Annotated in this window: 23 protein-coding genes; 12 read left to right on the forward strand and 11 right to left on the reverse strand. The window is 65.0% G+C overall.

Annotated elements, in window-relative coordinates:
* Positions 1–127: 127 nt before the first annotated feature.
* The gene (locus E0T84_RS28960; protein ID WP_070187721.1) at positions 128–709 is read right to left on the reverse strand and encodes a TetR/AcrR family transcriptional regulator; all 582 of its coding nucleotides are present in this window, start codon (positions 707–709) and stop codon (positions 128–130) included.
* A 13-nt stretch (positions 710–722) separates the two neighbouring features.
* The gene (locus E0T84_RS28965; protein WP_138746164.1) at positions 723–1,667 is read right to left on the reverse strand and encodes an oxygenase MpaB family protein; all 945 of its coding nucleotides are present in this window, start codon (positions 1,665–1,667) and stop codon (positions 723–725) included.
* An 80-nt stretch (positions 1,668–1,747) separates the two neighbouring features.
* Between E0T84_RS28965 and E0T84_RS28970 the strand changes: the two genes are divergently transcribed.
* Positions 1,748–2,260, forward strand: coding sequence for an OsmC family protein (locus E0T84_RS28970; protein WP_138746165.1), 513 nt, complete (start codon positions 1,748–1,750; stop codon positions 2,258–2,260).
* Here the strand turns inward: E0T84_RS28970 and E0T84_RS28975 are convergent.
* Complete coding sequence (locus tag E0T84_RS28975) at positions 2,205–3,893, reverse strand: hypothetical protein (protein ID WP_138746166.1); 1,689 nt, start codon at positions 3,891–3,893, stop codon at positions 2,205–2,207. The genes E0T84_RS28970 and E0T84_RS28975 overlap by 56 nt on opposite strands.
* Positions 3,894–3,935: 42 nt before the next feature.
* Complete coding sequence (locus E0T84_RS28980) at positions 3,936–5,000, reverse strand: dihydrodipicolinate reductase (RefSeq protein WP_138746167.1); 1,065 nt, start codon at positions 4,998–5,000, stop codon at positions 3,936–3,938.
* Between the two features lie 101 nt (positions 5,001–5,101).
* Between E0T84_RS28980 and E0T84_RS28985 the strand changes: the two genes are divergently transcribed.
* The 6 genes from E0T84_RS28985 to E0T84_RS29010 all read left to right on the forward strand — a co-directional run bounded on the left by E0T84_RS28985 (position 5,102) and on the right by E0T84_RS29010 (position 11,579).
* Positions 5,102–5,770: a TetR/AcrR family transcriptional regulator C-terminal domain-containing protein gene (locus tag E0T84_RS28985; RefSeq protein WP_138746168.1), complete on the forward strand. Its 669-nt coding sequence runs from the start codon at positions 5,102–5,104 to the stop codon at positions 5,768–5,770.
* Positions 5,771–5,886: 116 nt separating this feature from the next.
* Positions 5,887–6,315, forward strand: a complete 429-nt coding sequence (locus E0T84_RS28990) for an MmpS family transport accessory protein (protein ID WP_070187715.1) — start codon at positions 5,887–5,889, stop codon at positions 6,313–6,315.
* Positions 6,312–9,200: an RND family transporter gene (locus E0T84_RS28995; RefSeq protein WP_138746169.1), complete on the forward strand. Its 2,889-nt coding sequence runs from the start codon at positions 6,312–6,314 to the stop codon at positions 9,198–9,200. Before E0T84_RS28990 ends, E0T84_RS28995 begins: the two co-directional genes overlap by 4 nt.
* Positions 9,201–9,205: 5 nt before the next feature.
* The gene (locus tag E0T84_RS29000; RefSeq protein ID WP_138746170.1) at positions 9,206–9,838 is read left to right on the forward strand and encodes a TetR/AcrR family transcriptional regulator; all 633 of its coding nucleotides are present in this window, start codon (positions 9,206–9,208) and stop codon (positions 9,836–9,838) included.
* A gap of 67 nt (positions 9,839–9,905) precedes the next feature.
* On the forward strand, positions 9,906–10,760 hold the full coding sequence (locus E0T84_RS29005; protein ID WP_249383771.1) for an oxygenase MpaB family protein: 855 nt from the start codon (positions 9,906–9,908) through the stop codon (positions 10,758–10,760).
* A gap of 345 nt (positions 10,761–11,105) precedes the next feature.
* Positions 11,106–11,579 carry a DUF5994 family protein gene (locus E0T84_RS29010; protein WP_249383772.1) on the forward strand — a complete coding sequence of 158 codons (474 nt, stop codon included), beginning with the start codon at positions 11,106–11,108 and terminating at the stop codon, positions 11,577–11,579.
* A 62-nt stretch (positions 11,580–11,641) separates the two neighbouring features.
* On the opposite strand, the gene E0T84_RS29015 is transcribed toward E0T84_RS29010, so the two are convergent.
* The 3 genes from E0T84_RS29015 to E0T84_RS29025 form a co-directional block, all read right to left on the reverse strand.
* The gene (locus tag E0T84_RS29015; protein WP_029106149.1) at positions 11,642–11,845 is read right to left on the reverse strand and encodes a cold-shock protein; all 204 of its coding nucleotides are present in this window, start codon (positions 11,843–11,845) and stop codon (positions 11,642–11,644) included.
* Between the two features lie 189 nt (positions 11,846–12,034).
* Entirely contained in the window at positions 12,035–12,997 is a 963-nt protein-coding gene (locus tag E0T84_RS29020) for a DUF808 domain-containing protein (protein ID WP_070944948.1), read from the reverse strand.
* Between the two features lie 38 nt (positions 12,998–13,035).
* On the reverse strand, positions 13,036–14,448 hold the full coding sequence (locus E0T84_RS29025; protein ID WP_138746171.1) for an NCS2 family permease: 1,413 nt from the start codon (positions 14,446–14,448) through the stop codon (positions 13,036–13,038).
* A 315-nt stretch (positions 14,449–14,763) separates the two neighbouring features.
* Here E0T84_RS29025 and E0T84_RS29030 point away from each other — a divergent pair, with 315 nt between their 5' ends.
* The 3 genes from E0T84_RS29030 (at position 14,764) to E0T84_RS29040 (ending at position 18,924) form a co-directional block, all read left to right on the forward strand.
* Positions 14,764–15,381, forward strand: coding sequence for a sigma-70 family RNA polymerase sigma factor (locus E0T84_RS29030; RefSeq protein WP_171055213.1), 618 nt, complete (start codon positions 14,764–14,766; stop codon positions 15,379–15,381).
* 211 nt (positions 15,382–15,592) lie between these two features.
* A complete protein-coding gene (locus E0T84_RS29035) occupies positions 15,593–16,018 on the forward strand; it encodes an MmpS family transport accessory protein (RefSeq protein WP_120770932.1) in 426 nt (141 codons plus the stop codon).
* Complete coding sequence (locus tag E0T84_RS29040) at positions 16,015–18,924, forward strand: RND family transporter (RefSeq protein ID WP_138746172.1); 2,910 nt, start codon at positions 16,015–16,017, stop codon at positions 18,922–18,924. Before E0T84_RS29035 ends, E0T84_RS29040 begins: the two co-directional genes overlap by 4 nt.
* 127 nt (positions 18,925–19,051) lie before the next feature.
* On the opposite strand, the gene E0T84_RS29045 is transcribed toward E0T84_RS29040, so the two are convergent.
* The 3 genes from E0T84_RS29045 to E0T84_RS29055 are packed head-to-tail and all read right to left on the reverse strand — an operon-like array spanning position 19,052 to position 20,917.
* Positions 19,052–19,771 carry a 2OG-Fe(II) oxygenase gene (locus E0T84_RS29045; RefSeq protein ID WP_138746173.1) on the reverse strand — a complete coding sequence of 240 codons (720 nt, stop codon included), beginning with the start codon at positions 19,769–19,771 and terminating at the stop codon, positions 19,052–19,054.
* Positions 19,768–20,379, reverse strand: coding sequence for a methylated-DNA--[protein]-cysteine S-methyltransferase (locus E0T84_RS29050; RefSeq protein ID WP_083284349.1), 612 nt, complete (start codon positions 20,377–20,379; stop codon positions 19,768–19,770). The genes E0T84_RS29045 and E0T84_RS29050 overlap by 4 nt, the downstream gene beginning before the upstream one ends.
* The gene (locus tag E0T84_RS29055; protein WP_138746174.1) at positions 20,372–20,917 is read right to left on the reverse strand and encodes an RNA polymerase sigma factor; all 546 of its coding nucleotides are present in this window, start codon (positions 20,915–20,917) and stop codon (positions 20,372–20,374) included. Before E0T84_RS29055 ends, E0T84_RS29050 begins: the two co-directional genes overlap by 8 nt.
* Before the next feature lie 103 nt (positions 20,918–21,020).
* Between E0T84_RS29055 and E0T84_RS29060 the strand changes: the two genes are divergently transcribed.
* A complete protein-coding gene (locus tag E0T84_RS29060; RefSeq protein ID WP_138746175.1) occupies positions 21,021–22,178 on the forward strand; it encodes an acyl-CoA dehydrogenase family protein in 1,158 nt (385 codons plus the stop codon).
* 27 nt (positions 22,179–22,205) lie between these two features.
* The gene (locus E0T84_RS29065; RefSeq protein WP_070187704.1) at positions 22,206–23,003 is read left to right on the forward strand and encodes an acyl-CoA thioesterase II; all 798 of its coding nucleotides are present in this window, start codon (positions 22,206–22,208) and stop codon (positions 23,001–23,003) included.
* Here E0T84_RS29065 and E0T84_RS29070 read toward each other — a convergent pair.
* A complete protein-coding gene (locus E0T84_RS29070) occupies positions 22,988–24,472 on the reverse strand; it encodes a PucR family transcriptional regulator (protein WP_138746176.1) in 1,485 nt (494 codons plus the stop codon). The two genes, E0T84_RS29065 and E0T84_RS29070, sit on opposite strands and share 16 nt — an antisense overlap.
* Positions 24,473–24,528 lie beyond the last annotated feature (56 nt).

The raw sequence follows: 24,528 nt of genomic DNA on the forward strand, positions 1-24,528 counted from the left end.
TTCTTCACCCGCGAAGTGCCTTCCCGTCAGGACGATTGAACCCTAGAGAAGTCCAATTATCCCTTGCAGGACAGGCACTTTCGCTTACCTACACACCCCACACGCAACATTCCGTGAAAAATCCGGGCTAGTGCACCAGCGGCGCCAAGTGTTTGCGTGCGTAGTCACGGATCGCGGCATCGTCGGTGACGTCCAGTAGCGGGCTGGGCATCTGGGCCAGCGACACCGCGAGTCGGATGTGCAATTCGGACACGGCCAGCAGTTCGGCGTCGGGCATGGTCGCGCCGGCCGCACGAAGTGCCTTGGCCATTGCCGAGGAGGCATGGTGCAGAAAAGCCGGGGCTTGGTCGTAGGCGCCGGCGACCGCGGTGAAGTCGGTGTCCAGGCGCAGGAACCGGCGCATCACGGGTTCGGTGGTCAGCAGTCGCAGCCCTTCGCAGAACGCCGCCACCGCCGCGTCACCGGGGCCCGAATCGATTGCCACGGTGCGCAACCGGTGCATGGCCGAGTCGAAGGTGCGTCGGCCGAGTTCGGTGATCAACGCGTCGCGGGTGGGGAAGCGACGGTACAGCGTCCGACGGCTGACGCCGGCCTGCTTGGCGATGACCTCCAGGCTGGCCCGACCCAGCCCGACGAGCGACACCTCCTCGGCGGCGGCCTTGAGGATGGCGTCTTCCTGCTCGGATTGGCTGGCGTTGCTGCGCGGCATCGATACCAGTGTGTCAGCCCGCTGCCGGACATCCCAGCGGTGCGAACGAATCCAGCGCCACCGACCGGTGCAGACGCACCAGCTTCTCGTATTGCAGCCGGTTGTAGGCCAGCGGAACCAGCAGCAACCGGTCGGGCAGCACCCGCCAGGCCAGTTGAAGCAACCGGGTGTACACGGCGAACTCCCGATCGTGCCGGGACTGCCAGCGGAACCCGGTCATCTCCCGGATTCCCGGATGCAGGATGCCGAACGAACACACTTTGATGACGCGGCCGGCGATCGGCCGGACTGCCATCCAGGACGGTGTCAGTGCCAGGCGAATCGGGGCGGGCAGCAGTAGGGTCGGCAACGGTAGCTGGGTGAGTCCGGTAGTGACGCGGCTCAGGAATGGGTTGCCCTGCAACTCGTTTTCCACCATGTCGTCGTAGTACCGGATCGCTTCGGCGTACGTCTGCGGGAGTTTCGCCGAAGCGCCGGGCAACTCGATCGAGCGGAACGCCTCCAGCAGCTGGGCATAGGCCGCCTCTTGTTCCGCGGCGTTCATCGTGATGCCGGTTGCCGGGGTGAACGAGTGCAGGACGACGAAGATTCCGCTGATGGCGATCCAGTTCCACAACTGCGGGTTCAGCGCGCTGTATCGGACTTCGGCGAAGTCGTCCTTGCCGTGCCCGCGGACGTCGCGGTGCATGGTCTGTAGGCGGCGCCCCTCGGTCTCACGGTCCTCGGCGTCGCCCCAGATCGCCAGGGATGCGGAGAATCCGCTGCGCACTCCTCGATCGAGAAAGTTGCGTTCGAACCGGCCGCTGCGGTCGACGGCGGCGGCCACCGGTACCAGGGCCACCTCATCGAATGCCGCTGCACCGAAGGCGCCTCCGAGGATGCTGCCCGAGTGCTTGCGGAAATCTGCCAGTACGTGCGGCCGCGCCACGTCTGTGTCGGCCGGGCTGCCAATGGACATGACACAAAGTCTAGCTATCTGTGCCAACGTGTCAATGGTGGTTCGACAGGAACGTCTTCCCTGGTTGGTATCTTCGCGCCATGGCCAACCGGACGCATCGATACGAGGTCGAGGTGACCTGGACCGGCAACACCGGTTCGGGGACCAGCGGCTACCGCGATTACGCGCGTGACCATGAGGTGAGCGGTGTCGAGACACCCGGGAAGCCGGCGATCCCGGGCAGCGCTGATCCAGCCTTCCGTGGAGACGCGCAGCGGTGGAATCCCGAGGAACTGCTCGTGGTCAGCCTGTCCCAGTGCCACATGCTCTGGTATCTGGCACTTTGCGCAAAAGCGGGCATCGCCGTCACGGCCTACAGCGACCGGCCGCAGGGCACGATGAGCGAAAATGCCGAGGGCAGCGGCATTTTCACCGATGTCACGCTACGACCGCAGGTCACCGTCACCGATGTGGAGCGTGTCGGGGAGGCCACCGAGCTGCATCATGAAGCCCACCGGATGTGCTTCATCGCCAACTCGGTCAACTTTCCGGTGAGCGCTACACCCACCGTGACAGCACCGAACCAGGGATGGATGTCGCCGGGGACGGAATGAATCGGATTGCATTCCACAGGGTTTCGTTCGGTGGCGGACCGGAGTCGATCACCTCTGCGGTGGCGTCACCCCGGTCGCCATCGATGTCGAGCGCATCGCCCGGCTCGCCGTAGATGCCATGGCAGTCACTCAGGCAGCGGCCGGTGGTGGGATCGATGTTGCCGTCGAACATGTCGTTGACCCAACCGGCCATCAGCCACTGCACGGCCGGCGGATTCTGTGGTTGTGGGATGCCGGCAACGAGGTAGGCCGCGGCCTGGATCAGCGGGTTGCCGCCGAGCATGGAATCCATATGGACGCCACCGTCGACGACGACTCCGTTGAACTTTCCTGGCCTGGCGGCCGAGAGATCCTCGTTCACCGTGCTCGTCGAGTTGAACGCGTTCGACGGTGCGCCGATCTCGTAGACCGGCACATAATCGGCGGGGTCGTTGCCGTTGCTGGCCTCTAGTTGCGCGAGGCGCTCCATCGCGTTCGGCAACGTGCCCGAGGGTGGAACCCCGTCCAGCAACACCACTCCGGCCAGATCGTTGGGAGCATCCTGGCCGTCGGCCCGGCGGGCCACCAACCCCTCGGCGTAGTACCCGGCGACCCCGGGCGCGAAGCCCCCGCCGAGCGAGTGCCCGACCAGCACGAACTGCTGCGGCACCGGGTAAGGCTCCCGGCCGGCTTTCAGCGAGGCAGTTGTCATGCTGGCGTTCAACGCATCTCGATCAGAATCTAGGAAGAGCTCGGCGACAGCCTTGTGCATGTTGTCCCCACCGAGCCACATGCCGCCCTCGGCGTATGGGTTGGAGGTGACCGTGGTGACCACGACGACGCTGTTGGTTCGGTCGGCCAGATAGGACGCCGTGTAGCTGTACATCGGGCCGGTGGCGATGAATCCGTGCTGCAGGTAGATCAGCCGGTCCGGTTCGCCGTCCGTCGGGAAGTACCAGTCAGCGGCGACCTCGTTGCCCGGGGAGACAACCAGCGTCGAGCTGCTCACCTCAACCGAATCGCGCAACCCGAGTGGCACCACGGGCGGGCCGTCGGCGGCTTGAATCACGGCGCCGATTGCATTGAAGACCACCGAGCCCACCGCCTCGGACACGCGAGAAGCCAGCTGCGAGATCGCGGCCAGTGGATCGCGGGCATCAACCGTCGGAGGATCAACCGTCGGAGGATCAGCCACCGGAGCGTCGACCGTCGGGGCGTCGACGGTAGACGCGCGACGCTCCTCCACCTTTTTGGTCTGTGGTGTCAGACGTTCATCGACCTGTGTGCGGGCCTCGCTGCGTAGCGCGGGGAGTCGATGCCGAGACGCCGGGACGCCCTTCGCTTTCTCGACCTTCGCTTTCGCGACGGTCCTCCCGGCGGCCTTATCGACGGCGTCCTCGACGGAACTTCGGAGACGTGAGGCTGTGGCGGCCGTGGTGGCCGGACGACCACTGTGCTTGACACGCGGCTTGGCGCGAGTCCGCACGGAGGATGTGGTGCCGCTTGCCTTTTCGGCGCCGGCCGATGAAGTCTTTGCCGGGCCGGGATCCGAGCCACCGTCGGTCTCGGCGCCGGCGGAGGCGGCGCCGGCGAGCAATGCCGCCGATACCCCGGCGGTCAGCACACCGGCGCCCACCCATCCAGACACGTGCATCAGAAATCCCCCACCGGTAGGCCGACCGCGAATGGCTGGACGCTAACTCGCAGGTACCACTCCCCGTGGCAGGATCAGCGGCAGATCGTTGTAAGTGACGATGCCGGGCGCGGCATTGACCACCGCGGGGATCGCGTTGATCGGGGGAGTGGCGGTCATGATGTGTCCGAGCACCATGAACTCCTCGAGCGTGGTGGCCTCGAAGTCCGGCGGCGGCAGGAAGCCGACCTTCATGGTCACCGTCGGCCGGCCGGCCACCTCGATGACCCAGCCGTCCTGATCGATCTGCCAATCCGGCTGAAGAGTCTGGCCTTTGCGCCAGCGCAGCGTGAGCTCGACGCGGGTGGTATCCCCGACAATTCCCTTCCAGCTGACGAAAACCCCCGCCACCCCGCCGGCCGGGATGGTCCAGGAGCCAAGGTCGAGATCCTCTGTGGTCTGGGCGTATTCGGCGTCGCAGCGGACTTCGTCGAATTCGATACCGAGCGCGTCACCGATCATGCGCACGGCCTCGCCGAACACCCCGGTGCCGTGGGCGGTCATGGCCTGGAGATCGGGATGGTCGATGGGCTGCCCGAACCCGACCGGCTTCTCGGTTTCGGGTGAGTCGTAGAACGTGGTGTCGGCGGCCTCGTTGACCGTGACCTTGTCCACGCGGTCGCAGATGCCGGCGGCCACGATCGCGAGCTGGTTCACATAGCCTGGGCTGATCCCCGATCCGAACATGGTCGCACCGCCCTTGCGGCACGCCTCGGCGATCCGGTCGCGGCCCTCACCCTGGTTGTGTCCGGTGATGAAAGAGGCCGTCGCAACGACATTGACTCCGGCCGAAAGGATTTCGACGAGCTCGTCGACGTCGATCCACATCGGGTTGTAGACCACGACGTCGGGTTTGAGGGCGAGCAGTGCCTGCATGTCGTTGGTGGCGCTGACCCCGAGAGGCTCGATGCCGGCCAGTTCGCCGACGTCCTTGCCGGCCTTGTCCGGTGACCACGCGTAGCAGCCGATCAGTTCCAGGTTCGGGTTTCGGGCGATGGCCGCAACCGAACTCTTCCCGACGTTCCCCGTCGTCCACTGGACGACCCGGTATGGAGAGGTTTGTGACATGCGGCAGCTCCCTTGCTCGGTTTCGGGATAGTTTTCCACGACCGTGAGAAAAAAGGAAGAGTGGTGCATCGACCGGCCTGCGAGCGATTAGGATTGCCGGCGTGGCCACCGGAAACGCGCCGCGCCGGGGGCGGGGCCGGCCTCCGCGCATCGATCAGGAGCAGATCGTGGCCGCGGCGCGCGCCATGGCGCCGGGCGCGTTGACGATGCAGGCGGTGGCCGACGCTCTCGGGGTGGACCGCACCACGCTGCACTACTACGTCGGCGACCGCGACGGCTTGCTCGAGTTGGTGGTGGCCGATCTGTTCGAGACCGAGTTGCGCTCGATCAAGTTGCCGGAGGGGGCGAGTTGGCAGGAGGTCCTGCGGGCCTACGGCAACGCCATCCGTCAGGGTGTGCTCAAACTGGGTGTGACGGCCACGAGCTTCCGGTTGCGCGGGACGAGCGGGGCGGCCAGCCTCGCGTTGGCGGAACAGGTGCTGCAGGCCCTGACCGACGGCGGTTTCGCTACCGACGACGCCGGGCGGGCGCTCACCCTGGTGTCCGGGCTCGCCATGTCGGCCGCGCACGACGTGCTGGGGTCGGCGGGGTCCCGACTGCACCATCAGACACCCGAGGTGGTGCGGGCCCTGAAAGATCTGCCTTCCAGTGACTTCCCGCTGCTCAGTGGCGTGGTCGCCGACCGCAGCGCCGCCGCCACCTCAGCTCAAGACTTCGACTTCACCCTCGACATCGTGATCGCCGGCCTCGAGCGCTTCCTGGCCAAATAGACGCCGGGTCGTCGCCGAGAACCGGCTCGAGTAAGGTGCTCAGCATCCTCTTAGGCGGAACTTGAGTTCCGTCTGGGTCAATTTGTTGCATAGGGTCAGGTCGGGGAGGCGCAACTGTGTTCCGGTTGCTCAAGAAAGCGTGGATACCGCTCACTTTGGTGGTGGTCGTCGCTCTGGGCGCATACGCGATCGTGCGGATTCGTGAGTCCAACCACCACGAACCGCGGGCGGCAGACGGCTCCGGTATCACAGCGAACTTCAATCCCAAACACATCACCTACGAGGTCACCGGCTCCGGCGGAACCGCCAACCTCAACTACCTCGACGAGAACGGTCAACCGCATCTCATCGAAAACACCACGCTGCCTTGGTCGTTCACGATCGTGACGACGCTGCCGTCGATGTCGGCCAACATCATGGCCCAGGGCGATCGTGACGTGAGCGATCTGCGGTGCCGGGTGACGGTCGATGGCGAGGTCCGTGACGACCGGACGAGTACAGACACAGTCAAACCGTTCATCTACTGCTTGGTGAAATCCGTATGAGCAACGCGCACTCGAAGCCGCACCGCCCGTTCCTGGGCCACATGGTCCGGATCTTCTCGCTGCCGATCATCGTGTTCTGGGTGCTCGTCGTGGTGGCCCTGGGCACCCTTGTACCGTCGCTCGACGCGGTCGCCGAGATGCGGCAAGTTCCGTTGAGCCCGACGAATTCGCCGTCATATCAGGGGATGTTGAACATCGGCAAGGTGTTCCAGCAGTACGACTCCGACTCTTCGGCGATGGTGGTGCTCGAGGGCGACGACAAGCTCGGCGACGAGGCGCACAAGTTCTACGACCAGATCATCGACAAGCTCGAGACCGATCACGAACACGTCCAGAACATCCAGGATTTCTGGAGCGATCCGCTGACCGCCGCCGGTTCGCAGAGCGTCGACGGCAAGTCGGCGTATGTGCAGATCTTCCTCAACGGTTCGCAGGGCACCAGTGCCAGCCATGAGTCGGTGGCCGCGGTACGGGACATCGTCGCATCGGTGCCTGCGCCGCCGGGCATCAAGGCCCACGTTGCCGGCAATACCGTGCTCAACGCAGACACCCAGGTGGCCGGGCATCAAAGCATGGCGACCATGGAGTTGGTGTCGGTCGCCGTCATCATCGTGATGCTGCTGTTCATCTACCGGTCCATCGTGACGATGTTGGTGTCGATGGTCGTCATTGGCCTGGAGCTCTTTGCTGCGCAGGGTATTACGGCGGCGGCCGGGTATGTGAACATCATCGGCCTGACCCCGTACGCGGTGAGCATGGTGACGATGCTGTCCCTGGCGGCTGGAACCGACTACGTGATCTTCCTGTTGGGCCGATATCACGAGGAGCGGTCCAAGGGCCTGGAGAAGGACGACGCGTTCTACGTCGCGTATCACGGTGTTTCGCACGTCATCCTGGGCTCGGGGTTGACCATCGCGGGTGCGTGCATGTGCCTCACCATGACGACGCTGCCGTACTTCCAGACGATGGGTCTGCCGTGCGCCATCGCCATCCTGGTGATCATCGCCGCCGCACTGAGCTTGGCCCCGGCTGTGCTGACCGTCGCGTCCAAGGTCGGGTTGCTCGACCCGAAACGGGAGCTTTCGACCAGGGGATGGCGCAAGGTCGGTACGTCGGTGGTGCGCTGGCCGATCCCGATCATCTTTGTCACCAGCCTGATTGCCGTGATCGGCTTCGTCAGCCTGCTGACGTATGTGCCGCAGTACAACGACCAGAAGTTCACCCCGGCCGACATGCCTGCCAACTTGGCCATGGGCGTCGCCGACCGGCACTTCTCGCAGGCCCGGATGAACCCGGAACTTTTGATGCTCGAGGCCGATCACGACCTGCGCAACCCGGCCGACATGCTCGTCATCGACCGGGTCGCCAAGGGGGTGGTCCACATGCGCGGCATCGAGCGGGTGCAGACCATCACCCGCCCGTTGGGGTCGCCGATCGAGCACAGCTCCATCCCGTTCCTGCTCGGGGCGCAGAACGCCGCCACGCTGCAGGGCGCGAAGTTCAACAACGACAACTCGGCGCAAATGCTCGAGCAGGCCGACGAGATGAGCCAGACCGTCGCCAGCATGGAGCGTATGTACACGCTGATGTCGGAGCTGAACGACACCACCCACAGCATGGTGGGCCGGACTCACGAGATGGTGGAAGCCACCAAGGAGATGCGGGACAACCTGGCCGATTTCGATGATTTCTTCCGCCCGCTGCGCAACTACCTGTACTGGGAGCCGCACTGCTTCGACATCCCGGTCTGCCAGTCGATGCGGTCGATCTTCGACACCCTCGACGGCATCGACAAACTCACTGACGAAATGCAAGGTCTCACAATCGATATGGACCGCATGGATCAGCTGATGCCGCAGATGTTGCCGGTGCTGCGTTCGACGATCGATTCGATGTCGCGGATGCGCGATTTCATGATCGCCACGCACAGCACCATGGCCGGTACCCAGGCTCAGCAGCAGGAACTGGCCAAGGGTGCCACCGAGATCGGTTTGTACTTCGATCAGGCCAAGAACGACGACTTCTTCTACCTGCCGCCTGATGTGTTCGACAACCCCGACTTCGAACGGGGGCTGAAGATGTTCGTCTCACCGGACGGTCACGCGGTCCGCTACATCATCACCCACCAGGGTGACCCCGCCTCGGTGGAGGGCATCTCGCACGTTCGCGACCTCAAAGGCGTTGTCGCCGACGCGGTCAAGGGCACCCCGCTGGCCAACGCGAAGGTGTCACTGGCCGGTACCGCCTCGATGTATGCCGACATGCAGGACGGGGTGAAAACCGACTTGATGATCGCGATCATCGCGTCGATGATCCTGATCTTCTCGATCATGTTGATCATCACCCGAAGTGTGGTGGCGGCATTGGTGATCGTCGGCACCGTGGCCGCTTCTCTGGGGACCGCGTGCGGCCTTTCGGTGTTGCTGTGGCAGGACATCCTGGGCCTCGGCGTGCAGTGGATCGTGATCCCGTTGTCGATGGTGATCCTGCTGGCCGTCGGTTCCGACTACAACCTGCTTGTGGTGTCGCGACTCCGGGAGGAGATCTACGCCGGGCTCAACACCGGCATCATCCGGGCTGTCGGTGCCACCGGTCGTGTCGTCACCGCGGCCGGGCTGGTGTTCGCCTTCACCATGGCGTCGATGATCGTCAGCGACCTGCGCGTGATCGGGCAGCTCGGTACCACCATCGGTATAGGTCTGGTCGTCGACACGTTGATCGTGCGCTCGTTCATGACCCCGTCCATCGCCGCGGCGCTGGGACGCTGGTTCTGGTGGCCGCTCAACACCTTTGAGATCACCAGGCGGGGCCGCCTGGCCCGCGAACGAAAGGCGGCGGGCGATGACGCTGACGCCACGGCACCGATATCGGCGACTACGGAGTGACCGTGATGACCGGCCGTGAGGATGCGCCGGACGCAGAGTCGAAGCTGCGCCGGCGTACCGACGGTCGGCTGGATCGATCGCGGGACGCGGCCATCCTCGACGCGGCGCTGGCGGCCTTGGCGGAGAACGGTTACGTCAACACCAACATGAACGACATCGCCGCACGCGCCGGTGTCGGTAAGGCCGCGATCTATCGCCGGTGGTCGTCGAAGGCCGCGCTGATCACCGACGCACTGGTGTACTGGCGGCCCGACCTGCTCGATGACGATGCGCCCGACACCGGCAGTCTGGAAGGCGATTTCGACGAACTCGTACGCCGTGCGGTGCGCAACGACGAAGAGCATTTTTCCTACGACCTGGTATTGCAGGCCGCGGTCGAGGCCACGCACGATCCGCATCTTGCCTCGGCCCTCGATGATCTGATGCTGCTCAAAGGCAGGCGGGTGGTCAACGCCATCCTGCAGCAGGCCGCCGCTCGCGGTGAGCTGTCACGCGACCGGGACTGGTCGCTGGTCGCCGACGTGATGACCGGAATGTCTCTGATGCGGGTGATCAGCGGGCAGAGCATCGACGCGAAGTTCATCCGGGACGTCATCGATACGTTGATCCTGCCTGCGGTGCGCTCATCTGACGGGTGACGTTGCGATTTCACATTACGTGCGCCACCATAATCTGCGAACATAGGTTTCCAGATGGGGGGCGGGTATGGGGCCGAGCGCACAGCGGCTGTCTCGCAGCGAGATGGACGAGCTCGACTGCCGGTTCTTTGCCAGGTCGCTGTTGTCCATGGGGCAGACCATGAGCACCGCTAACGTGATCATGCAGTTGGCCAACCCGGCGGTCGGCTATGGGGTGGCCCGTAGCAAGGTGGAGGGCGGCCGCCTGGACCGCCATCCGATCAAACGGGCGCGCACCACGGCCTCATACCTGGCTGTCGCAGTATTCGGAAACGCCGAGGACCGTCGCCGATACCGCCAGGCGGTCAACGGCCAACACGCGCAGGTTCGTTCTGCCGGGGATAGTCCGGTGCAGTACAACGCGATGGACCCCGACCTGCAGCTGTGGGTCGCGGCTTGCCTGTTCTTCGGCTGGGAGGACATCTATCAACGCGTCCACGGGCCGCTTGCCGGTGCCGAGCGTGAGGAGTTCTACCAGCAGGGGAAGGTATGCGGCACGACGCTGCAAATGCCGGCCGAGATGTGGCCGCCGGATCGTGATGCGTTCACTCGCTACTGGGATGACCAGGTGGCGAAGGTCCAGGTCAGCGATGAGGTGCGGGGATTTCTGCTCGGCATCGCCAACTTCGGCTATGCGCACCCGCTGATTCAGAAGCGGTTCGGGCCGGTCAAATATCGTCGCACCGTCGGGTACCTCCCGCCGGCGTTCCGCCAAGCCATGCGGGTGCCGTGGACGGATGAGGATCAGCACTGGTTCGACGGTTATGTGGCACAGCACGTCGCACGCGAGCGACGCAAGCCGCTCTGGCTGTCGCAGTTGGGATTCCGGGCATTGCTATGGGACGTTCGAGCCCGGTACCGGCTCGGGCGGCCGCTGGTTTGACACCGGGTCCAAGGCGCGAGGGGCCACCGGGTGTAGATTTGTATCTAGACCGGATACATCCGAGTGCCAGCCGCGATGGGCGGATGACTTCGATGGCGGCGGTCAGCCAGTGATTCACAATCGCTCGGTAATCCATACCAGTGCGGTAGTCCCGCACCTCTCAAGGACACTCTTCATGGAAACGTCCGAACTGTTTTCACACCGCGAGCAGCACGATTCTGCTCCGGCCGGCGTGCTGTCGGCTGAACCGGCAGAGACGCTGGTTTTCTCGGATCGACCGACGGATCGACTCGCTCCCCGCGCCGATGCGCAGTCATCGTGAACGGCCTCAACGGGACGCGACGGATGGCCAGTCCGGTCCGGCTCGCCCTCGCCCGGCATTTGGGCTCCGATATCGACGGAGCGTGGTGGCCGCACACCGGGTCGGTGGCAAACGAGCTGCCCGATCTCGTCGGAGTCCTTCATCGATCGCTCGGGGAAGTCGTTGACATTCGAGTGAATTGGTCGGCGGCCGAGGGGCAGCTCGACTTGGACTCGATCGTGCCCGGCACTCGGGGGCCGACCGGGATGAAGCTGAGTCGCCCCCGTTTGATGATGGTGGCGGGCCGGGACGTATGCGTGAAACTTCTTGTCGTTCCGTCCAAGACGTCCGTTGGTCTCGGTGCTCTGGTGATGCGTTGCGCTGCGGCGATGCCGGTGGGGGAAGCGGAACGACGTACACCGGCATATGACACCGCTGATCGTGTACTGCGTGTCGCGCAACTCGAATCTGCGCGCTGGCTCGGGCATCTGAAGGACCCGACGGAAGCACCGGTGTGAAATGCAAAATGGGCTGGTACGAAATTAATCCGTACCAGCCCATGATCAGGTTTTAGCGCGGTTTAGACCGCGGTGACTCCTACTGCCTGGGGGCCCTTGGCTCCCTGGGTGATCTCGAACTCGACGCGCTGATTTTCTTCCAGCGACCGGAAACCACCGCCGGTGATCTCGGAGTAGTGGACGAAGACGTCGGGGGCGCCGCCGTCAGGGGCGATGAAGCCGAAGCCCTTTTCGCCGTTAAACCATTTCACAGTTCCCTGTGCCATATTCTGCTTCTCTCATTGTTCAAACCGGACGTACGAAACGCGTCCACGCCCAGTATGGCACGTTGAAAGACATTGACCTAAAAAGTCTTTGCGCCGGCGCATTTCGCGCCCGCGGCGGGTTTCTCCCTCTGCGGCTGCTGCCTCGCTGAGAATTGCGGCCCCGCAGGGGAAATCGGCGCTGAACAAACGTCACGCAGCTGCGTTGTGCTCGCCCTTCTTGCCGAACGGCAGCACATGCATGATCCCCACCACAACGGTCCCGACCACCAGGCCGATGACCGCCGATGCGACGGTGTTGGTCACCCAGGCCAGCACGCCGCCAAACGTGTCGCCCACGGCGTGATGCACGGCCTCTTCGGCGTGGTGGACCAGGCCGTAGAGGGTGTGCCAGCCGAGGGTGTCGGTGCCGACCAGCAGGATGTGCCCGCCGACCCAGAGCATGGCCACTGTGCCGACCGTCGACAGCGCCGAGAGCAGCTTGGGCATCCCGGCGACCAGGCCGCGGCCGATCGTCTGGGCCACCTTCGATGAACGCTGGGCCAGCAGCACACCGATGTCATCCATCTTCACGATGCCGGCCACCACGCCATAGACCGCGGCGGTGATCACGAGCGCGACGATCACCAGAATGATCAGACGGGGCCAGAAAGTCTGATCGGCCACTTCGTTGAGGGCGATCACCATGATTTCGGCGGACAGGATGAAGTCGGTGCGGATCGCGCCGGTGATCATGTACTTCTCGGCATCGCCGCCGATTGCGGCTGCGGGCGCACCATGGGAGTCGTGTGCACCGTGACCGAGGAAGCGGCCCCAGACCTTCTCGGCGCCTTCGAAACAGAGGTAGGTGGCACCGAGCATCAGGATCGGGGTCAGCAACCCAGGCGCGAACTGGCTGAGCAACAGCGCCGCGGGCAGGATGAACAGGATCTTGTTGCGCAGCGAGCCGATCGCAATGCGCTTGACCACCGGAAGCTCGCGATCGGCGGCGATGCCGTGGACATATTGCGGTGTCACCGCGGTGTCGTCGATCACGACGCCGGCGGCCTTGGCGGTGGCTCGGCCCGTGGCCGCACCGATGTCGTCGATCGATGCTGCCGCCAGCCGGGCCAGTGCGGCAACGTCGTCGAGCAAACCTAACAGGCCAGCGCTCACCGGCGGGTCCTCTCCATGACTGAGAAGGCTACCGGCAGTCACATCCCGATGAGCGATTCAATCCAGCCGCGGGCGAAGTAGAGGATGAAGCCGGCGGCCACGATCCACAGCAGCGGGCTGACCTCGCGGGCCTTTCCCGCAGCCGACCGCAGCACGGCCCAGGCCACGAAGCCGACACCGATGCCGTTGGCGATCGAGTAGCTGAACGCCATCGTGGCCACGGTGAGCACCACGGGCAGGGCCACCGAGAACTCCGAGAGATCGATGTGTCGCAGCTGCGAGACCATCATGGCGCCGACGATCACCAGGGCTGCCGCGGCGACCTCGGTGGGAACGATCGAGGCCAGCGGGGCAACGAACATGGCCGCCAGAAACAGCACGCCGGTGATGAGGTTGGCGAACCCGGTGCGCGAGCCTTCCTCGATGCCGGCGCCGGATTCGATGAAGACGGTGTTCGACGATGCCGACGAGGAGCCGCCGACGACTGCGCCCGCGCCTTCGACGATCAAGGCCGACTTCAGCCGCGGGAAACTGCCCTGGGCGTCGGACAATCCGGCTTCCCGGGACAGCCCCGTCATGGTCCCCATGGCGTCGAAGAAATTGGCGAACACCAACGTGAACACCACCATGATCGCGGCCAGTGCCCCGATCCGGCTGAAGGCGCCGAGGCTGACTTCCCCGACGAGAGACAGGTCGGGCAGCGCGAACGGTGAGCCGGACAGGGTTGGCACCGACAGACCCCAACCGCCGTGCTTTTCCTGCGCCGAACCCAGGTGCCAGATCGCCTCGACGATCACGGCGACTACGGTGCCCGTCACCAAACCGATCAGAATGCCGCCACGGACTTTGCGGGCCACCAAGATGCCGGTGACCAGGAGGGTGAATACGAAGACCACCGTCGGCACCGTGTCGATCGAGCCGACGCCGCCGGTGCCGAGCCCGACCGGTGGTGAGGGCACGCCGGTCGAGCCGACGAACCCGGCGTCGACCAGTCCGATGAAGAGAATGAACAGTCCGATGCCCGCGGTGATTGCCAGCTTGAGTTGCATCGGGACGGCGTCGAACACCAGACGGCGGAACCCGCTGGCCGCCAGCGCCACGATGATGAGACCGTCGATGACCACCAGGCCCATGGCCTCGGGCCAGGTGACCGTGCCCACCACGGTGGTGGCAAGAAATGAGTTGATGCCCAGACCGGCGGCGAACGCGAACGGCAACCGGGCGATGATGCCGAACAGGATGGTCATCACGCCTGCCGCCAGACATGTGGTGGCTGAGACCTGTGCGAACTGGAGCTTGTTTCCGTCGACGTCGGCGGTGGCGGAGAGGACGACGGGGTTCAGCACGATGATGTAGGCCATCGCGATGAAGGTGACCACGCCTCCACGGATCTCGGACAGGACCGTCGAACCACGCGTCGAGATCTCGAAGAAGCGATCCACTCGATTCATAACCGATGAGCCTAAGGCGGCAGCGGCCCAGTTTCCCGGCGTATCGCCCAACGCGGTCGGGGCGATCTTCTTTGCGGTCAATTGCCAGATGTTGAACGGCAACAGCCGCAATGACATTGGTGCCGAAAAATGGTTTGACCTCAACTTGGGTTGAGGTGTCATGCTGCGTACATGACAGATCGACGTGACCACTGCGGCCTGGAAAACCGCTTGGAACCTGGGGGTTATCCCCCTGGGTCTGGGGTTCGTCGACGGATAGCTTCGGCTGGTGAGTGTCTGAGGCAAGCGATATGAGCAGTGGCAGGAGCGGGGGCCATGCCGATGAGCACTGGTGTGCAGATGAGTTCTGACGAATGTCGCGGCGAACGATTCGAGCGTGACGCGTTGCCGTTGGTGGACCAGCTTTACGCCGCCGCGCGTCGGTACACCCGCAACGCGGCTGATGCCGAGGATCTCGTCCAGGAGACAATGACCAAGGCGTACAGCAGTTTTCACACCTACCGCGACGGCACCAACATCCGGGCCTGGCTGTTCCGGATCCTGACCAACACGTGGATCAACTCGTACCGCACTGCGCAGCGTCGCCCGCAGGAGGTCTTCGCGGACGAACTCACGGATGCGCAGCTGGCGGACGTGGCGCAGCGGTTCCCGCTCGGTGTGGTCTCGGCCGAACTCGCCGCGCTGGAATCGATGGGTGATGACGACGTGCGTCAGGCCATGCGGGCGTTGCCGGAATCGCAGGGCGTGGTCGTGTACTACGCCGACGTTGCGGGATTCCGCTACAAGGAGATCGCTGAGATCCTGCAGATTCCGGTGGGGACGGTGATGTCCCGGCTGCACCGGGGCCGTCGTGCTTTGCGTTCGCGCCTGGTCGAAATGGCAGTTGCCCGTGGCTATCTCGTTCGCCCGTCGCGCGACGGTACAGCGGCCTAGGAGCGCTGCCCGACTGTCCACCAAAGGCGGTGTGCAGGAATCGAACAGCAAGTTCACAGAAACGCGGTCTGCGGTTGTGGGTCCGGCCGGGGCGTGTAAAGTTCCATCCCGCTGTACATAGTTATTCGAACTAATTCGTCGATCGCCGGAGGCGGGTTCGGGTAATCGTCGGGAGGTATCGGTGAGTCCTCGTCGGGCTGTTCGTCGTGCGTTGAAACATGCGTGGATCCCGTTGGTGTTGGTGGTCGTACTCGCCGTGTCTGGCCTGGTGGTCTCACGACTACACCGGGTATTCGGCTCCGAAGATCTCAACGCGAACGCCGGCGCAGGCATCGAGATCGTCCAGTTCAACCCCAAGGTGGTCTTGTACGAGGTGTACGGACCGCCCGGAACCTCCGCCGACATCAGCTATTTCGATCCGGACGCCAATGTGCACTCGGTCAACGCCCCGCTGCCCTGGTCTGTCACCTTGTCCACCACGTTGCCGACCGTCAGCGCGAACCTCATGGCGCGCAGCGACAGTGAAAACAGCGGCGACCACATCGGGTGCCGTGTCACCGTCAACGGCACAGTCCGCGAGGAGCAATCCGCCGATGGTGTCAACGCCCAGACCTACTGCCTGGTGAAGTCCGCATGACCACATCCGCCACCTCGCCCGAGTCCACCGGCAAGCCGAAGCGGCCTGTCTTCCCGCACCTGCTCCGCATTCTGGCGTGGCCGATCATCCTGATCTGGATCGCGATCGCGGTCGTGGTGAACGTGATCGCCCCGCAACTCGAGGTCGTCGGGGAACTGCACGCCGCACCGATGGCGCCCGAGGACGCCCCGTCGATGCAGGCGATGAAGTTGATGGGCGCCAACTTCAAGGAGTTCAACTCCAACAGCACGATCATGGTCATCATCGAGGGCCAGCAGCCGCTGGGTCCGGACGCGCACCAGTACTACGACGAGATCATCCACAAACTGCAGCAGGATCCCGAGCACATCCAGCACATCCAGGACTTCTGGGGTGACACGCTGACCGCGGCCGGCGCGCAGAGCGCCGACGGCAAAGCGTCGTACGTGATGATCAACCTCGCCGGCGAGCAAGGCATGACGCTCGCCAACGAGGGCGTCGAAGCCGTCCGCAAGGTCATCGAGGAGACGAAGGCTCCGCCGGGGGTGCAGGCGCACGTTGCCGGGCCTGCCGCACTGACCAACGATATGCACGTCATCGGCAACGCGAGCCTGGCCGAGATCACCCTGATCACCCTGGTCGCCATCGCGGTCATGCTGCTGGTGGTCTATCGCTCGATCAGGACCACGCTGATCCAGTTGTTCCTGACGTTCCTGGCACTGCTGACCGCCCGCGGCGTGGTGTCCGTGCTGGCGATGCACGATGTGTTCGGGTTGACCACCTTCGCGGGCAACATCCTGACCATGCTGGCGATCGCCGCTGCCACCGACTACGGCATCTTCATCTTCGGCCGGTATCGCGAAGACCGCGGCATGGGCCTGGACCGCGATGACTCCTACTACGCGACCTTCAAATCGGTTGCGCCCGTCATCGTGGGTTCCGGTCTGACCATCGCCGGAGCGACCTACTGCCTCAGCTTCGCGCGACTGCCCTACTTCTCGACCATGGGTGCCCCCGTCGCGATCGGCATGGTCGTGGTCGTTGTCATCTCGGTCACGCTCGGCCCGGCGGTGCTCTACCTCGGCAGCCGGGTCGGGCTGTACGAGTCCAAGCGACCCCCGCAGAGCAAGTTCTGGCGCAAAGTCGGCACCGCGGTGGTGCGCTGGCCCGCACCGATTTTCGTGGCCAGTCTGTTCATCGTGCTGATCGGGGTGGTGGCCATCCCCGGGTACAAGCCGGCCTACAACGACCGGTACTACCTGCCCGATGACGCCCCGGTGAACGTCGGTTTCGCCGCTGCCGACCGGCACTTCTCCCAGGCCAGGATGAACCCCGACATCCTGTTGGTCGAGTCCACCCATGACATGCGCAATCCCGCCGACATGCTTGTGCTGAACAAGATTTCGAGCAATGTGATGCACGCCGACGGTATCGCGATGGTGCAGAGCATCACCCGGCCGCTGGGAATCCCCATCCAGCACAGCTCGATTCCGTTTCAGACCAGTATCTCGGGGCAGACCAGTAATATGAATCTGCCGTTTCAGCGCAAGCAACTCGAAGACCAGCTTCGGATGATCGACGCGACCAACACCTCGATCGACATCATGAAGCGGCAATACCAGCTCTCGCTCGAACAGACCCACCTCACCCAGGACTCGGCGGCCAAGTCGCAGGAGCTGCTCGAGGTCACCAAGAAGATGCGCGACAACATCGCGAACTTCGACGATCAGTTCCGGCCCATGCGCAACTACTTCTACTGGGAACCGCACTGCTTCGACATCCCGATGTGCTCCGCGGCCCGTTCGGTCTTCGATGCTCTCGACGGGATCGATGAACTGACCGACAAGACCTCGGCGGTCCAGGTCAACACCGACGAATTGGCCGATCTCGCACCGAAATTGACTGCGCTGCTTCCCCAGACCATTGCGTCGATGGAAACCAGCCGGGACTTGTCGCTGGCGTCGTACAACTCGCAGAAGGCCCTGATCGACCAGATGCAGGCGATGAACGACACCGCGCTGTCGATGGGTGCGGCCTTCGACGACGCCAAGAACGACGACCTGTTCTACCTGCCCCCCGAAGCCTTTACGAACCCCGATTTCGAGCGCGGCCTCAAAATGTTCCTGTCGCCGGACGGCAAGTCCGCCCGCATGTTCATCACCCACCAGACCGACCCGGCGACGGTGGACGGGATCGCACGAGTCGACTCCGAGCGCAAGGCCGCGCAAGAGGCCCTGAAGATGTCGTCACTGTCGGATGCCAAGATCTATCTCGGCGGTGTCGCGGCGACGTACAAGGACATGTCCGACGGCGCCCGCTACGACCTGATGATCGCGGTGGTGTCGGCGCTGACGCTGATTTTCATGATCATGCTCATCCTGACGCGCAGTGCGGTGGCCGCGTTGACCATCGTGCTGACAGCCGGCAGCTCGATCGCCGCGTCGTTCGGCATCTCCGTATTGCTCTGGCAGGACCTGTTCGGGATGCCGGTGCACTGGTTGGTCATGTTGATGTCGGTGATCATCCTGCTGGCGGTCGGATCGGACTACAACCTGCTGCTGGTGTCCCGGTTCCAGGACGAGATCCACGCGGGCCTCAAGACCGGCATCATCCGGTCCATGGCCGGCACCGGCGGTGTGGTCACCTCGGCCGGTCTGGTGTTCGCGGCGACGATGGCCGGCATGATGGCGAGCAACCTGATCGTGCTGGCCCAGATGGGCTCGACCATCGCGATCGGCCTGCTGATCGACACCTTCATCGTGCGGTCGCTGCTGATGCCGTCGATCGCCACCCTCCTGGGCCGGTGGTTCTGGTGGCCGCAGGTGGTTTATCCCCGCGGGGACAACCACTTCCGCAAGCCGGCACCGCGACGGGTGCCTCACGAGGATGACGACGACACCGCGGCCATTCCGGTGCCTACGAGCTAGCTCTCGGTCGGTCCGGCAGACCTGGAGCCACTTATGTCTAGGATTGCTGCCAGTATGTGGCTGCGATCCTAGACATAGAGCATGGCTAGTCAATGTGAATGCTGTTGTGGCAGGCCGCAATAGCCCGTCATGCCGCGTCGTGGAACACCAGGCCCAGGGTGAATCTGGTCCCGGAACGGACGGTGGAGACACCGTGGCGGATCGGGGCCGCCGACCATCCCCGCACCGACTTGGCCGGTCGGTCGCGGGTGGTGAACACCAGTCCGTGCCCGTGGGGGATGACGGTGGCGGTACCGCGCGATTGCGCGCGGGGCCGTTGTTCGTAGAGCAGGAACTCGCCACCGGTGTAGTCGACGTCGGGCTGGGTCAGGTTGACCACCACCTGCAGTGGGAAGATCAACTCGCCGTAGAGGTCGCGGTGCAGCGCATTCCAGTCGCCGGCAACATATTTCAGCAAGATCGCCGTAGTCTTGGTCTGACCCGCCGCGTGGCACAGCCGCAGCCAGTCGTCGAAGTCGTCGGGCCACGGTGCCTCCCGGCCGAGCCGGGTCCACCACATGCGGGCGATCGGCAGTAGGTGTGGGTACAGCGCGCGCTTCAGTGCGGTCACCGCCGGCGGGTAGGGCTGCCGGAAGTAGCGGTACTGGCCTTCGCCGAACCGGTAGCGGCTCATGTCGATGGTCGAGCGGAACCGGGCCACATCGGGGTAGAGCGCGACGATGTCGGCGGCCTCCGACGGAGTCAAGAGCGGCCCGGTCAACGCGCATCCCGTGGTGTCGAGTTCGTCGCCGACGGCGCTCCAGTCGGTGGCGTCCACCCGCCGCTGCCAGGAGTCGGTGCCGCTCATGCCGCGGCCTCCAGGTCGAGCAGCAGGCGCTTGGCCTCCGCGCCGCCGAGGTAGCCGCCCATCGCGCCGTCGCTGCGGACCACGCGGTGGCAGGGGATGACAACGGGCAGAGGGTTTTTCGCGCAAGCCGTCCCGACGGCGCGCACTGCCTTGGGGCTGCCGGCCAGCGCCGCGACGGTCGCGTAGCTGGCGGTCTGCCCGTAGTCGATATCGGGCAGGTGATGCAGAACCGTGCTGCGGAATCCGGCCGCGAGACGCCAGTCCAGCGGCAGGTCGAAGCTGCGTCGGGTCCGGGCGAAGTACTCGTCGAGTTCCCGGGCCACCGAGTCGAGGCGGGTGGGGGCGTGCAGGACGCGCGGGCTCACCGCATCGGCGAGGTGCTGCAGCACGGTGTCGTGGTCTTCGCGGGCGTAGGCGACGCGAACCAGGCCCTGCTCGGTGGCCGCCAGCAGCAGTGGCCCGACCGGGCTGTCGACGATGCGGTAGGCGATGTCGAGGAGACCCTCATGCTGGGCCGCGGCCGCGAGCCTGTCGTGCAGTGCGGCCAACTTGCCGGGGCCGGGTTGGGTGATTCGGGTCAGGTCACCGGTGATGCTGTGGTTACTCATGGGTGGCTCCCTTCCTAGGAGTGCCGATCTCGGCCAGGTAGGTGCGGCGCAGTGCGGCGATGCCGTCGCTGGAGGCGCGGCGGGCGGCCGCAGCGCTGCCGCCGAGGATTTCGGCGATTTCGTCGTAGGGCAGGCCGGCCAGGTAGTGGTAGGCGACGGCGTGTTTCTGCTTGTGCGGAAGCTGGTCCACCGCCGCGGCCAGGTCGGTGAAGTTCCCGGTGCCGTGGGTGGTCGGTGTTTCCGGGACGATGTCCGTCGGAACGGGTTGGCGCGTCCGGGTCCGGGTGATGTCGATGGCTTTGCGGTGCGCGACGGTGACCAGCCAGGCTTCGAAATTGGTGTCGGCGGGGAGGTCGGGGTAGGTCTTCAGCGCCGCCAGGAACGTCTCCGACCAGGCGTCATCGGCGTCGTGTGCGCCGACGATGGCGCAACAGACCCGAAAGACGGTGGGGCCGTGGTCGCGCACCACGGTCTCGAACGGCGGTTTGGCATTCACACCCTGTAGACGCTCCGTGGTCGAGTTTTGTGAGGTCTCCATCGTGAGCGATTTCTGTCGGGGATGTCGCGTGAATTGGCCACCCGGACAGTCGGTCGGCGACTGTCGCCTTTACAAATGAGCATGTAAGTGTCACGGTGTCGGGATGGACTTCTCCCACGTCGAGCTCGCCCCGGAAGACCTGGCCTTCCGCGATGAGTTGCGGACGTTCCTGGCCCGGGTCGTCACGGACGAGGTGATCGAACGCGACCGTCAGACCGGCGAGAACTTCGACGAGACAGTGCATCTGGCCCTGGGTGAGGCCGGTTATCTGGCGGGTGACTACCGGGACGAGGCCGACGGCGGGTTCAGTGCCGTCCGGCGCCGGATCTGGGAACTGGAGATCGGCCGGGCCCACACCCCGTGGTTCCACTGGGGAACCACCGCGATGGTCGCCCACACGGTGGAGAAGTTCGCCGCACCGGAGCTTCTCGACGAGGTGTTGCCGGGCGTGTTGGACGGAAGCGTGCGGCTGTGCCTGGGTTACACCGAGCCCGAGGGCGGATCCGATGTGGCCACCTGCAAGACGCGGGCCGTCCGGGAAGCGGATGGATCGAGCTGGGTTGTCAACGGCTCCAAGATGTTCACGTCGAATGCGCACAACGCCCAGTACGTGTTCTTGCTGACCAACTCCGACCCGGCCGCGCCCAAACACAAGAGCCTGACGATGTTCTTGGTGCCGCTGGATTCCGCGGGCGTCGAGATCCAGCCGATCCGCACCGTGGACGGCGACCGCACGAACATCACCTACTACAGCGATGTGCGGGTCAGTGACCGGTACCGCGTCGGTGAGGTGAACGGCGGCTGGACCGTGCTGCGCGGCGCGCTCGAGCTCGAGCACGGCACCTTTGAGCGCGAGACGCGCGGACTGCAGAAGCTGGCCACCATGACCGAGCACATCAACTTGATGGCCGAAGCGGTCGACCGCGTCGCGGCCGTCGCCCCCGACGATGCCGCGTCTCGCTATCGGCTGGGCCGAGGCATCGCCCGGTTGGAAGCCGCGCTGAGCAGCCCCGGCATGTACGGCCGTGTCGCGATCGCCCAAACCATGCGTGAGGTGTCCCCGGACCTGATGGACATCGTCGGATCCGCCGGTGCGCTGCCGGTCGGGACGGCCGGGGCCGCCGATGACGGGGGAGCCGAGTACATCTTCCGGCTGGCGGGGCCGACCGGCATCTACGGCGGCACCCTTGAGGTGTTCCGCAACATGATCGCGCAGCAAGCGCTGGGCCTGGGCCGGCCCAGCTATGCGCCGGCAAAGTGAGCGCAGCAGCGTCGGTACTGTGGCCGGGTGCATCCCTTCGACAAGGCCCTGGAACTCGAACCGTCGGATGACGGACGGTGGCTCGGCCGGACCGTGCCGGAGTGGGCCAACATGGTCGGTCCGTTCGGCGGCATCACGGCCGCCACCCTGGTGCGGGCGGTCGAGCTGCATCCACAACGGCACGGCCAGCCCATCGCCTTGACAGTGAACTATGTGGCGCCGATCGCCGACGGCGAGTTCGACATCGTCACGAGGGTCGTCAAGACCAACCGGTCCAATCAGCACTGGATCGTCGAACTCAGCCAGGACGGTGAGGTCAAGACCACCGCGACGGCGATCTTCGGGCTGCGTCGCGACACCTGGGCGGACACCGAGGTGACGCCACCGCAGGTCCCGGTTCCCGAGGACACCGTGGCGTCGGCACCGCCTTTCGGCGTCGTGTGGTTCGACAATTACGACATGCGTTTCGCCGACGGCGCCATGCCCGACGACGGCGCGGAATCCGGCTCATCGACCACCACGCTGTGGGTGCGCAACAATCCGCCTCGGCCAATGGATTTCGCGGCGCTCGCCTCGGTGAGTGACATCTTCTATCCGCGGGTCTTCCTGCGCCAGGGGCAGTTCGTGCCCGCCGGGACGGTGTCGATCACGACGTACTTTCACGCCGACGACGAGCAACTTGCCGCCCAGGGCGAAGACTTTGTGCTCGCCACGGCACGCGCGCAAGCGTTTTCGCGTGGTTACTTCGATCAGACGGCGCACCTGTGGGGTCGCGACGCCACCCTGCTGGCCACCAGTCACCAGATCGTCTATTTCAAGGGCTGAGGATTTTCCGGGGCAGACTGCAGGGCGATCCAAGCGCTCACCCGGGTCTGCGGATCATCGAGCTTGCCGGGCAACACCGCCTCGATGGCTGCGAGGCGATTGCGCACGGTGTTGCGGTGCAGGCCGAGTTCTTCGGCGACCTTGAGGCGCGAGCCGTGGTGGCGCAGGAAGCAGCGCAGAATTTCCATCTGCTCGGAATCGAGCCCGCGCAACCAGGATTCGGCGAAGGCCGCGGCTTTTTCGGGATCGATCAGACCGAGGGGTCCGTTGTCGATCACCCGGTCCCAGACCACCACCCCGGACACGTCGGTGGCCTGGGCCAGCGCCAGGCCCGCTGTGCGGTAGCCGGCCGCGCCATCGCCGGGAGCCACCGCGCTACCGACGCCGACCTGCAGTCCGTCGTCGGCCAGCCCGGCTCCGTTCGGCTCGGCCTGTGCGGGTTCCATGACCGCGCACAACTCACCGGCGTAGACCCCGGCGAGGATTCCGCGCCGGTCCAGGGATGCCGCCGCGTTCTCCATGGCGGATTCGTCTCCGGTGGCCCGCAGGAAGCGGATGCGCTTCGGCAGTTCGGCGGTCGGCTGGTCCACCTCCAGCACCAATTGTGCAGTGCGGTAATCACTTTCGGTGAGCAGCTCCAACACGCGGCTGCGCAGGTGCTGGCGGGTGGTCGCGCGGCTGCGATCCTGCTCGTCGATGAGCCCCAGCAGCGCGACGGCAGTCGTCACGGCTTGGCGCTGCGCTTCCGATGCCCGGGCCGGTATCAACGCTGCCAGGTAGGCCGACGCCCGGCCGCGCAGCCCGATCGGGTGGACCGATACCGAGTGCGCCGGATTGGACTGCCCGGCCGCCGAACGCAATCCGTGCGCCTGCAAGCGTTTGACATCGTCGGCAACATCGTCGAGGGGGAACTCCTTGCGGCGGGCGCCGACCGGACCCGTCACCACCCGGCCGTCGGGATTCATCAGGCACGTCGCCCCGTCGAGTGCTGCGGCCAGCGCGCTGATCACCGCCGCGGCAGGGTCCGGTTTGGCCGCAGCCGAGATGAGCTTGCGCTGCGTCTGCAGCGATTCGCGCGTCGCGGTGGACTCCTGTTCCTCCAGCAGATGCGCGACGTATCGGCTGATCGCGACAAAGGTGGTGCGGCGCGGCACCTCGAACAGATTCACCCGGTGCCTCCGGCAGGCATCGGCGAGCGGCACCGGCGTCTCGTCGTGCGTGAGGCCGACGGCGAAGCCGACCGCGGCCACCCCGGCCTCGGCAAGCCTGCGCACGTATCCGTCCCACTCGTCGTGCCAGTCGCCGGTTTCCAGGCCGGTGGTCAGCAGGATCTCGCCGCCCTCGAGGAACGGCCCCGGATCGGCGAGTTCGCTCGTGGCCACCCAGCGGACCGGTGCGTCGCGGCGGCAGACCTCGATGGCGCGCAACCCGAGCGCGCGCACATTCAGGACGTCGGCCACCAGAACCATACGTGTCAGTTTCGCACAATATTGTCTGTCTAAATGTGCACATCTGACCTGCCGCC

This window comes from Mycobacterium sp. DBP42 (assembly GCF_005924235.1).
Taxonomy (GTDB): Bacteria; Actinomycetota; Actinomycetes; order Mycobacteriales; family Mycobacteriaceae; genus Mycobacterium; species Mycobacterium syngnathidarum.